Origin of the sequence: Azotosporobacter soli, assembly GCF_030542965.1 — a bacterium.
Classification (GTDB): Bacteria; Bacillota; Negativicutes; order SG130; family SG130; genus Azotosporobacter; species Azotosporobacter soli.
The window spans coordinates 26,334-37,102 of the sequence record NZ_JAUAOA010000029.1 but is presented as its reverse complement, the minus strand read 5'-3'; the positions used below and the strand labels follow the sequence as shown (position 1 = coordinate 37,102).

The window sequence follows — 10,769 nt, the reverse complement described above, 5'->3', positions numbered from 1 at the left end:
TTTGCAAATCTTTCTTCTATAAAGTTTTCAGGGAATATATTCTCTTGTAGAAATGTTTACCTGTAAGATCTTGCGATGCGTTAGCTCGTGTTGCAAAGAATTGGCATAAAGCATTTAGCGGCAAGGCGCGCTGAGGACCGTAAGCGAAGGCGTAGCGGAAGCTACGTTGAGCGAGGACCGCAAGCAGCAACGCAGCAGATGAATGGTTTAGGACAATTCGAAGTATCCGGTGATGATGGCTGTGGGGTCCCACCTGTTCCCATACCGAACACAGCAGTTAAGCCCACATACGCCGAAAGTACTTGGCTGGAAGCGGCCTGGGAGGATAGGGAGTTGCCGGTTAAAAAGACCGTCTGCATGAACGTGCAGACGGTCTTTTTCTTATACTTATAAAATTTGAAACGATGTATTTATGAAGTGTTAGATTTTGCTGCTGCGGCGTCTGGCGAACAATGCTGGAAGACGTTATAATAGTCATATATTATAGATTTCAGGGAGGCAGTTGATTGAAAAAAATTGAGGCGATCATCAGGCCGGATAAGCTGAATGAAATCAAAGCTGCTTTAGCGCGGGTTGGGGTGCGGGGCATGACGATATCGGAGGTTTCCGGCTGTGGTTTGCAAAAAGGGCAAACGGGAGTTTATCGCGGCCACGTATATAACATCACGCTGTTGCCGAAAGTGAAACTGGAAATCGTACTGCTCGATGAACTTGTGGAACAGGTCGTTGCGCTTATTTTAGAGTATGGGCGAACCGGAAATGTGGGCGATGGGAAAATTTTTATTTATCCCGTGGAAGAGGTTTATCGTATTCGCACCGGAGACAAAGGGAAACATGCGTTGAAATAAAAAGACTTGCACGTTGTGGATAGTGTGATATAATACGGTTTGTACGGAAAATCGGCAATGAAGCCGGAGTATGACTGCCAAGGGGCAGCTCTGCTCCGGTTTTTTATTTAGTAAATGGAGGATTGGTTATGGACGCAAGCATTCATTCGATTGCAGCGGGTTTAGACACGGTATGGGTTGTCTTATGCGCAGGATTGGTATTTTTAATGGAGGGTGGTTTTGCGGCACTGGAAGCAGGCTTTGTGCGCAGCAAGAATGCATTGAATATCATTATGAAAGTGTTCATGGACTGTACGGTGGGGATGCTTGGTTATTTCATGCTTGGTTTTGCGCTGATGTACGGCGTTGATTGGAACAGTCTTAGCGGAACAAGCGGCTTTTTCTTAAAAGGCGAGTGGGATCACCTGGGCTTACAGATTCCGGTATATGCGTTTTGGCTCTTTCAAGCAGGTTTTGCCATTGCGGTGCCGACAATTATTTCCGGCGCGGTCGCGGAGCGGATGAAATTCGCACCGTATATTGTCGTTTCTTTTCTGGTGGCGGCTTTCATTTATCCGGTTGCGGGGCATTGGATCTGGGGGGCCAGCGGGTGGCTTAATAAGATGGGCATGCTCGACTTTGCGGGTTCGGCAGCCATTCATTCCTTAGGCGGCTGGGCTTCGCTGGCTGCGGTGATCGTGCTCGGGCCGAGAACAGGAAAATACAATAAAGACGGCTCGGCGAATGTCATGCCGGGACATAATCTGCCGCTGGCGGCATTAGGAGCGTTTCTTCTTTGGTTTGGCTGGTTTGGCTTCAATCCGGGCAGTACTCTTTCCGGTCTGGATTTGAACATTGCCCGTATCGCATTGAATACGAACCTGGCTGCAGCGGCAGGTGGAACGCTTGCCGGCTTATATACACTGCGGAGATTTGGTAAGGCGGATCCGAGTATGGCGATCAATGGAGCCTTGGGCGGCCTGGTCGCCATCACGGCAGGCTGCGCGTATGTGGAACCGATCAGCAGCCTGCTCATCGGCGCGTGCGCGGGTGTGTTGGTTGTCGAGGCGGTGCCGCTTTTAGACGATTTGAAGGCGGACGACCCGGTCGGTGCAATTGCGGTTCATGGTGTGTGCGGCACCTTTGGCACGCTTATGGTCGGGCTTTTTGCTGAAAATGGCGGACTCTTTTATGGCGGCGGCTGGCATCTGCTCGGCGTACAGAGCATCGGCATTATCGCGCTTTCGGCGTGGGGGTTTGCGGCTTCGTATTTGCTCTTCAAAGCGCTGCAGCTGAGCGTCGGGATACGGGTGAGTGAAGAGGAAGAGATGGATGGACTGGATATCAGTGAACACGGCATGACGGCGTATAACGACTTGGAATTTAATCCGTTTAAGAGTCTGCCGCATAGTGTAGCGCATGTTGAGCGGCAGATTACGGCGGAAGAAGAGTTGGCTTAAGCGAGAAGCGGAGAAACCCTTGGTTAAAAGCCAAGGGTTTCTTCTTTTGAGAATGCGCAGTTTTCCAAAATTTCGGAAGGAATCGATCTGAGTTCGTCGAAGTTAGTTTGAGAAATAAAATTAGCGAATGCGGGCGGTGACCGATGAAAGTCCATTTATTAGAAGTGGCATTTCGTGATTATGATGGATATCGTCTAGTGAGGCATTGTTTATATGAAGTCTTGCGGAAGGTGGTGCTCGACAGCGGCGCAATGGAAGTCGCGCTGAATGAAGCGGTTAACAATGCGCTTTTACATGGCGGCTGCGAGCAACGCCATACGCAGGTCGTCGTCAAGATGGATGTGATTGCCGGACGTCGCCTGATTGTGCGGGTTGCGGACGGCGGCGGCGGGTTTGCTCATCCTGGCAAAGCAGGAAACGGCCATGGCGTTGGAGAAACGGTTCGAGACGGCATTATGGCGGAATCGGGCCGCGGCTTGCATATTATGCAGATGCTGACGGATTATATGCGCTATAACCAGGCGGGCAATGAAGTGCTTTTGATGAAGAGAATTGATGAAGCGGCTGTAAAAATAGGAGGCTGAAAGCATGACGAGTCATATTGAAGTCATTGGCAACCAAGTCATCGTGCAATTGAACGGCAGTATTTACGTCGAAGAAGCGACCGCGATACGCGAACAATTATTGGAATATATTGAGCAGGGTCATGTTAATTTTGTCATCAATCTGGGCAGCGTCGACTATATTGACAGTTCGGGCCTCGGGGTCTTAGTGGCGATTCAAAAGCGCGCATTGCAAAAAAACGGCAAGGTTGTCATTCGCGACTTGCGTGGTTTGGTACGGGAATTATTTGAACTTACCAGACTGACCAGTGTCTTTGAAATTGAAGGATGACGATGCAGGAAGGAAAAGCGAGTCAGCGAAACATTTTTTTTGCGGAGCCTGATGAAAGGATGACGCTCCTGGCGCGCGCGATGGAGCAGCATCTAAGCGGGGTAATGATTACCGACCGCAGAGACTGCATCGTCTTTGTCAATCAGGAGTTTTGTCGATCGTCCGGCTATGCAAAGGAAGAAGTGCTGGGCAAGAAGATTCCGTTTTTAAAATCGGGTGCACAGCTGCCGGAGTTTTATCAGGCTATGCTGACGACGATTCGCAGCGGCGGGGTCTGGCGCGGCAAACTGCACCACCGCAAAAAGACGGGAGAGCTCTTTTGGGAGAATGTAGTCGTGTCGCCGCTATACGATGAGAACAATGAAATCAGCCATTTTTTAACGTTGAAAGAAGATCTCACGCTGCAGGAAGAGGCGGCGGCTGTGCTGCGAAAGGCCGATCAAAAATTGCGCGAGGATCTGATGCTGGCAGGAAAGATTCAACGTGCGCTTTTGCCGAAAAAGGTGAACGCCGAGGAAATCACTGTGCAGTCGATCTATGAACCGCTGAATCTAGTGAGCGGCGATATTTATGATTATCTGTGGTGTGCAAAAGAAAAACGCTGCGTCGGCTATGTGGCAGACGTCATGGGGCATGGCCTGGGGGCGGCGTTGCAGACGTCTGCGCTGATGGTTCTCGGGCGTCAAGTGCTGCAAAGCAAAGAACCTCTGGCGAAGCGGGTGGAGGAATTGAACCGGAATTTGACGCCGTACTTGAATGACGGATCTTTTGCAGCGATGTTAGCATTTGAAGTGGATGTGAAACAGGGCATTTTACGTTATGTATCGGCAGGCATCAATCATTTTATCGCCCTGCATGGCGGCGAAACGATCACGGTAAGAGTGCCAGGGCTTTTTCTTGGCATCTTGCCGGATATGAAATATGAAGAAGAAGAGCTGGAGTGCCGAAGAGGAGACTGCTTTTTCTTTTGCAGTGACGGATTATTGGATTTATTGCAGGAGGAACATATGCTGCAGTTGAATGACTATGCGCACGGCATGCAATTGATGGAGAGTCTTGTGGTTGATGGACAGGGTCATGATGATGCCACCGTTGTCGGAGTACGGCTATAACGGCAAGTCTTGGACGTGGGTCTGGGGCTTGCTTTCTTAATGATAAAGAGAGGCGAGGAATTCATGATGGAAGAGTTGAAACGCTGCCTGACGAAACGTGGAATGATCGATGGGGAAAATGAGGAATACTTTCAGGCTGCAGTGTTGGTACCGCTTGTGCAAAGCGAAGATGGGCTCGCCGTTTTGTTCGAAGTGAGAGCCGGTCATCTGGCTTGGCAGCCGGGTGAAGTCTGTTTTCCCGGTGGGCGCATTGAAGCGAAGGATCTCGAGGCAAAGAGGGCGGCGGTGCGCGAAACCAGCGAGGAATTGGGTCTAAAAGAAGCCGAAATCGAAGTACTGGGCGAGATGGCGCCGGTCATCAGTCCAATCGGCGTAATCCTATATCCCTATGTCGGCGTGCTGAAAGGCGAAATAAAAGCCAATCCCGATGAAGTGGCGGAAGTCTTTTCGGTGCCGCTTGCAGAGTTGCTCGAAATGAAGCCGGAAGTCGGCAAAATGGAAATGGCAACAAGGCCGACTAAGGAATTTCCGTTGCACTTGCTGCCGGGATATGATGATGGCTGGAAGCGGCGAAAAAATTACGCGGTCTATTTTTATCCTTGGCGGGATAAGGTGATTTGGGGTTTGACGGCGCTAGTGCTGCAGCGTTTTCTTACCATCTATCGCGAGGCGGAACAACGTAAAAAAGCCAGCCGGAGTACGGCTGGCTAAGGTTGGCAGTGCGATTACGTGGCGAGAGGGGTCAGACTCCAAGAATGTCCGTGTATGGCTTGGTTATAAAGTTCCGATAAAGTCTGGAACACGGCGGCCTTTTTTACGGCATTCTTTTTTGTCAGTAGCGAAAACTTGAACCAACGTCCTTCGCGCGATAAACGATAAAAAGCATCGTTTATTCGGACCTGGATACTCTTGGTGGGCGATTTCGAAAGTGCTTCTTCCAGAAGTTGTACGGCAGGCCCATCTAATGGCGGTACAGGGGCCAATGACGTGACGGATTGGGAATCTGGTTTCACAAAAAATCACCTTCCTTAGCCGTTGAATTCTGACTATTCAGTGTCTTGACTCATTATAGCAGGTTTTTAATTTGCGTGCCTACTTAAAAAACTATAAAAATTTTAAATAATCTTTGCAATTAAAAGAAAAGGCCAATGTTACAGCTGAAAATGAAGTTTTTTGCCTGTTGCAAGAATAATGTACAGTGCTGCAGATTTCTAAGAAGGAAAAGTCTCTGAAAGACGGAAAATAAATTGGCATGGTTCTTTAATCCAAGGAATAGAGTAGCCAACTGCTCTTTGTATGCATTGTGCAGAAGTGCGAATTGTGGGAGGATTTTGCCTACTTGCGGCGAAATAATAAACCCAGAGATCAGCCACAGATTGAGAAAAGCAAGGCGCAGTCGGCTACTGTGAGCAGAGAAGAAGGGGGTGGGCGGTAACGGACTGCACCAAACAGGGAAGAGAAAATGGCGTTATAGGCAAAAAAAGATAGGAGGCTTATCATGGCAGAAGGAAAAAAGGGTGGCTTAGGTATTTCAGCCCAGATTATGATCGGACTTGTTTTAGGTATCGTATTTGGCTATATGTTCCCGGAATACGGCCAAAAGTTTAAACCCCTGGGAGACGCATTTATTCGTATGATCAAGATGATCGTTGTACCTTTGATCTTCAGCTCCCTGATCATGGGTATTGCCGGCGCGGGCGACTTTAAGAAAGTGGGTCGTTTGGGCGGCAAGGCGTTGATCTGGTTCGAACTGGCGACGACAGTCGCTTTGGTTGTCGGCCTGGTCGTTGCCAACGTATTCCAACCGGGCGTTGGTGTTGCGCTGACTGCCGGCGATGCAAAAGCGGCGGCGGATGCTGCCAAGAAAAGCATCGACATGGCGCAGGCTATGTTGGAAATCATCCCGACGAACATCGTCGATGGCGCTGCCAAAGGCAGTATGCTGCAAATCGTTTTCTTCTCCACGTTCTTTGGCGTAGCGGCTGCCAGTATGGGTAAAGCCGGCGAACCGGTCGTAAAATTGTCGGTCAGCATCGCGGAAATCATGTTCAAAGTAACCTGGTACGTAATGAAACTGGCGCCGCTTGGCGTATTCGCGTTGATTGCCTACACAGTTGGTAAATTTGGCCTCGGTATGCTGATTCCGCTGGCCAAGCTGATCTTCTCGCTCTATTTTGCATTGATCGTCTTTGTCCTGTTAGTAATGGTAAGTGCTTCGATCGTTTTCAACTTCAAGTTCCTGCAGTTGCTCAGAGCGATTAAAGAACCGATCATGATCGCGTTCTCCACCGCATCTAGTGAAGCTGCATTGCCGTTGGCGATGGAAAAACTTGAAAAGTTCGGCGTGCCGAAACATATCGTTACCTTCGTTTTGCCGACAGGCTATACCTTCAACCTAGACGGATCGACGCTCTATAGCGCGCTGGCCGTCGTGTTTATTGCTCAGATCTACAATATTGACTTCCCGTTGGCGACACAGCTCTTGATGCTGGGTACGCTGATGATGTCGACTAAAGGCATTGCCGCCGTACCGGGCGCTTCGCTGATCGTTATTGCCGGTACCGCCGTGCAGTTCGGTCTGCCGGCTGAAGGCATCGGCATCATCCTTGGCGTCGACCGCATCCTGGATATGGCTCGTACCGCATGTAACCTGATTGGTAACTGTGTTGCCGCTGTTGTCGTGGCACGTTGGGAAAAAGAATTGCCGGATGAAGTGTTGGCGCATGCTTACACTTTGAACTACGACGAAGAATAAGAACCTTTCCTTTTACTCTGCCGCGGCAGGCTGGCCTTGAGCCCCTGCTGCGGCAGATTTTTTGTCTTTCTCACATTTGTCTTAAATCTCTATCACAAGTATGGCGCTATCCGCGGCAACGATATATAATACTACTATTGGAGAATTAGCTTTTAAAAACAGACTCTGCTTCTATTATAATGAAGAGGATGTGAATTGAATGGAGCGACGCGTGATACAGGTGGAAGGCATGAGCTGTGGGCATTGCAAAGCGGCGATTGAGAAAGCGGTTCGCAGCATGCCGGGAGTCGTGATGGTTGAAGTCGAACTGGCGCGTAAGGAAGTCGTCGTTGAATTTGATGCGGAGCAGGTTACGCTGGAGGCGGTCAAAGAAATGATTGACGACACCGGGTTTACCGTAGTCTGACCCTTGACCGTTACTGGACGGATTGTTATACTTAGAAAACGAGCCTCCCGCTGGGAGGCTCGTTTAGATGAAATTTGACGGCCCCGCCGTTTGCATGAGAGCTGTGCTTGAAGATTGATAAAAAAGACTGCGTAGCACGGCAAGCTAGAAGGAGGAACTACTATCCATGACACGTTTGGAACGGAAGCTGGAAGAACAGCGCGCTGGCCGGAGAATCCGGCGCAAGAGAGTATTTGTCGTGACGCTGCTGTTACTGGCAATAGCGATGGTTGCCGGCGCTTCCTATTTGTGGTTTGGCGGAAGCCTGACAGCATCAGGCGATAAAGAGGCGATGCTGTATGCGAAAGACAAGGTCAATATCATGGTGCTTGGCGTTGATGAACGCGATGACGATGTCGGACGCTCGGATACGCTGTTTGTTGTGACGGTCGATACGAAAACCAAGCAAGTCGCGATGCTCTCGATTCCGCGCGATACGCGGGTGAAGATTCCGGGCATCGGTTGGGATAAGATCAACCATGCTTACGCCAACGGCGGCGTCAAGTTGGCGCAAAAGTCCGTGGAAGGACTGCTTGGCATCAAGATCGATCATACGATTAAGATTGCGCCGCGCGGTTTCGTAAAAGTGATCGACTCTTTAGGCGGCCTTGATATCAATGTGGAAAAGAGGATGTACTATACCGATCCCTATGATGACAATGGCGGTCTGGTCATTGACTTGCGTCCGGGCCTGCAGCATCTTGATGGACAAAAAGCGGTGCAGTATGTGCGCTACCGCGACGAAGAAGGCGATATCGGCCGTGTCGCAAGACAGCAGCATTTTATCAAGGCGCTGTTGGCCGAGGCGGCGAGTCCGTCGACAATCGTTAAGATTCCAAGCCTGATCAAAGATCTGAGTAGCGTCGTTAAGACTGACATGTCGGTTAGCGAGATGGTCGATTTGGCGAAAATCATCAGCGACGCATCTAAGAATGGATTAAAAGCGGATATGGTGCCGGGGAAACCGGGCTATATCAACGATATCAGTTATTGGTTGCCGAATCTGGTGGAATTGCGTCAGCATGTCGCGAATACGCTGGGCGTGACGATGGAAGACAAACATTTAGCGGCTACCAGTAAAGAGGCGGCCGAATATGAAACGTCGATTCCAAAGGAAATGAAAGTGGTGGAGACGCCGAAGACAAAAGATACGACCGATCCGAAGGCGAAAACACCGGAGAAGCCGGGCGATCCGAAAAAACCGCTTGATCCGAAGAAACCGGGCGCCGACAGCGCCAATGCCAGCGGCAAGGTCCGCATTGAAGTCGTCAATGTGAGCGGCGAAGACGGCGCGGGCGCTAAGATGGCAACGCTGCTTCGTCAGCAAGGCTTCGAAGTCGTATCGGTAAGCGGCAGCGGCGGCGGGACGAAAAATACGACCGTAGTCGCCAATGGTACGGCAACCGCCAATAAACTGAGCGGATTGCCGTTCCGTTACACGATGCAAGTGAATCAGAGCGGCGGCAGCAGCGATGCGGTCGTTATGGTAGGTAAAGACTTCGTCAATAAATAAATAAAGAACAAAGGCAGCTGTTTTCCTTGGAAGACGGCTGCCTTTGTTCTTTATTGAGAAAAGAAGAAATTCAAAAAGAATAATGTATTAGGAATTTTGTATACAATATACTGTTTACAAAATAGTGTTACTGTGGTAACTTTTATAAAGGAAGAAAAATGGTTTACTCAAACGAAGAAGCGCGTTTCGCGCTGAATGATGTGGAAAGAGGAGAGTGGAACTGTGAATCAATGGGTACGAGGAATGATTTGTATCGTACTAGGGAGCGCGATTTGGTTTTCTCCGGTGCCGGAGGGCGTTAAGCAGGAGGCGTGGCATTTGCTGGCCATTTTTGCTGCGACGATTGCCGCTTTTATTCTGCAGCCAATGCCGATCGGCGCATCGGCCGTGCTGGGCCTGACGGTGACGGTCATGGCGGGCGTCTTGAAACCGGTCGATGCATTGCAGGGTTTCAGTAATGATGTGATCTGGCTGATCGTGGCGGCCTTCATGTTTGCGAAGGGGTTTATCAAAACCGGACTCGGAAGCCGGGTGGCGTACTGCCTGATGCGTTCCTGCGGCGACAGTACGCTGAAACTCGCTTACACGATGGCAATCACCGATTTTGTCGTGGCGCCGGCCACTCCGTCCAACACGGCGCGCGGCGGCGGCGTCATCTTCCCGATCGTGCGCAGCCTGTGCACGGCGTTTAAATCGGAACCGGGCGAAAGCGCCGGACGCGTGGGGAAATTCTTATTGTTCAGCGCGTATAACAGCGTCGTGGTCAGCGCCTCGGTGTTTTTAACCGGCGCTTCCAATAACACGGTCGTTGTGGCATTAGCCAAGGAGAATTTCAATGTCGTCATCAGCTGGGCCGATTGGTTCGTTGCCTGCATCGTGCCGGGCATCGTAGCGACGCTTGTGATTCCGTACCTGCTTTATAAAATTTATCCGCCGGAGCTGAAGAAGACGCCGGAGGCAAAAATCATCGCGCAAGAGGAACTCGACAAGATGGGCGCGATGAGCAAAGCGGAAAAGGTGCTGCTGCTTGTTTTTGTCGGCGCATTAAGTTTGTGGGCGACGACCAGTATTACTAAGTTTAGTCCGGCGTTTATCGCGCTCCTCGGCGTTTGCGTCATGTTGATGACGCAGGTATTGACCTGGGATGACGTACTCGGCGAAAAAAGCGCCTGGGACGTTATGGTTTGGATGGGCGTACTGGTGAATATGGCCGCCTATCTGTCGAAACTGGGCTTGATCACCTGGTTCGCGAATCTGGTTGGCGCACAGTTGGCCGGAGTGCCCTGGTTCGCCACACTGATGATTCTATTTGTCGTATACAATTATGTTCACTATGGTTTTGCCAGCAATACGGCGCATGTCGTCGCTTTGTTCAGCGCCTTCTCGTCAGTTGCGGTTGCGGCGGGTGCGCCGGTCGTGATGACCTGCATCTTGCTCGGCGTCATTGCGAACACTTGCTCCACGCTGACGCATTATGCTTGCGGCGTATCGCCGATCTTTTTCGGCGCCGGTTATATTACGCAGGGCGAATGGTGGCGCATCGGATTCCTGCTTTCGCTTGTCCATTTTGTGATTTGGATTGGCATCGGTATGCCGTGGATGAAATTTATCGGAGTTTGGTAGGAATGAGGACCGGAGGCGTTATCGCTTCCGGTTTTTTGTCTGCGGAGTTAAAAAAAGGGTGAGTAACGCGAAGACGCGAAGGGATGATTTGACATTTACTCCAAGATAGACAAAAGATAGGGTAAGGATCTGCAGTTATG

General features: G+C 50.4%; 10 protein-coding genes and 1 rRNA gene. All 11 read left to right on the top strand.

Annotated elements, in window-relative coordinates:
• The first annotated feature begins 225 nt into the window (after window positions 1-225).
• The 11 genes from rrf to QTL79_RS16860 all read left to right on the top strand — a co-directional run bounded on the left by rrf (window position 226) and on the right by QTL79_RS16860 (window position 10,629).
• Window positions 226-342: ribosomal RNA gene (gene rrf / locus QTL79_RS16910) — 5S ribosomal RNA — on the top strand.
• Between the two features lie 164 nt (window positions 343-506).
• A complete protein-coding gene (locus tag QTL79_RS16905; protein WP_346356132.1) occupies window positions 507-848 on the top strand; it encodes a P-II family nitrogen regulator in 342 nt (113 codons plus the stop codon).
• Between the two features lie 128 nt (window positions 849-976).
• Window positions 977-2,287 carry an ammonium transporter gene (locus QTL79_RS16900; protein ID WP_346356131.1) on the top strand — a complete coding sequence of 437 codons (1,311 nt, stop codon included), beginning with the start codon at window positions 977-979 and terminating at the stop codon, window positions 2,285-2,287.
• Window positions 2,288-2,430: 143 nt separating this feature from the next.
• Window positions 2,431-2,871 (top strand): ATP-binding protein, encoded by a 441-nt coding sequence (locus QTL79_RS16895; protein WP_346356130.1) that lies wholly within the window; start codon window positions 2,431-2,433, stop codon window positions 2,869-2,871.
• A gap of 4 nt (window positions 2,872-2,875) precedes the next feature.
• Window positions 2,876-3,181: an STAS domain-containing protein gene (locus tag QTL79_RS16890; protein ID WP_346356129.1), complete on the top strand. Its 306-nt coding sequence runs from the start codon at window positions 2,876-2,878 to the stop codon at window positions 3,179-3,181.
• Between the two features lie 2 nt (window positions 3,182-3,183).
• The gene (locus QTL79_RS16885) at window positions 3,184-4,293 is read left to right on the top strand and encodes a SpoIIE family protein phosphatase (RefSeq protein ID WP_346356128.1); all 1,110 of its coding nucleotides are present in this window, start codon (window positions 3,184-3,186) and stop codon (window positions 4,291-4,293) included.
• Window positions 4,294-4,356: 63 nt separating this feature from the next.
• Complete coding sequence (locus tag QTL79_RS16880) at window positions 4,357-5,004, top strand: NUDIX hydrolase (protein WP_346356127.1); 648 nt, start codon at window positions 4,357-4,359, stop codon at window positions 5,002-5,004.
• A gap of 787 nt (window positions 5,005-5,791) precedes the next feature.
• Window positions 5,792-7,048 carry a dicarboxylate/amino acid:cation symporter gene (locus tag QTL79_RS16875; protein WP_346356126.1) on the top strand — a complete coding sequence of 419 codons (1,257 nt, stop codon included), beginning with the start codon at window positions 5,792-5,794 and terminating at the stop codon, window positions 7,046-7,048.
• A 199-nt stretch (window positions 7,049-7,247) separates the two neighbouring features.
• Entirely contained in the window at window positions 7,248-7,454 is a 207-nt protein-coding gene (locus tag QTL79_RS16870) for a copper ion binding protein (protein WP_346356125.1), read from the top strand.
• A 166-nt stretch (window positions 7,455-7,620) separates the two neighbouring features.
• Window positions 7,621-9,006, top strand: a complete 1,386-nt coding sequence (locus tag QTL79_RS16865) for an LCP family protein (RefSeq protein ID WP_346356124.1) — start codon at window positions 7,621-7,623, stop codon at window positions 9,004-9,006.
• Between the two features lie 198 nt (window positions 9,007-9,204).
• Window positions 9,205-10,629 carry a DASS family sodium-coupled anion symporter gene (locus tag QTL79_RS16860; protein ID WP_428845489.1) on the top strand — a complete coding sequence of 475 codons (1,425 nt, stop codon included), beginning with the start codon at window positions 9,205-9,207 and terminating at the stop codon, window positions 10,627-10,629.
• Window positions 10,630-10,769: the final 140 nt, after the last annotated feature.

Bases quoted from the DNA above. Each gene is read 5' to 3' on its own strand.
- QTL79_RS16875 (WP_346356126.1), top strand. From the start codon at position 5,792: ATGGCAGAAGGAAAAAAGGGTGGCTTAGGTATTTCAGCCCAGATTATG.
- QTL79_RS16885 (WP_346356128.1), top strand. From the start codon at position 3,184: ATGCAGGAAGGAAAAGCGAGTCAGCGAAACATTTTTTTTGCGGAGCCT.
- QTL79_RS16880 (WP_346356127.1), top strand. From the start codon at position 4,357: ATGATGGAAGAGTTGAAACGCTGCCTGACGAAACGTGGAATGATCGAT.
- QTL79_RS16895 (WP_346356130.1), top strand. From the start codon at position 2,431: ATGAAAGTCCATTTATTAGAAGTGGCATTTCGTGATTATGATGGATAT.
- QTL79_RS16860 (WP_428845489.1), top strand. From the start codon at position 9,205: ATGTGGAAAGAGGAGAGTGGAACTGTGAATCAATGGGTACGAGGAATG.
- QTL79_RS16900 (WP_346356131.1), top strand. From the start codon at position 977: ATGGACGCAAGCATTCATTCGATTGCAGCGGGTTTAGACACGGTATGG.
- QTL79_RS16870 (WP_346356125.1), top strand. From the start codon at position 7,248: ATGGAGCGACGCGTGATACAGGTGGAAGGCATGAGCTGTGGGCATTGC.
- QTL79_RS16865 (WP_346356124.1), top strand. From the start codon at position 7,621: ATGACACGTTTGGAACGGAAGCTGGAAGAACAGCGCGCTGGCCGGAGA.
- QTL79_RS16890 (WP_346356129.1), top strand. From the start codon at position 2,876: ATGACGAGTCATATTGAAGTCATTGGCAACCAAGTCATCGTGCAATTG.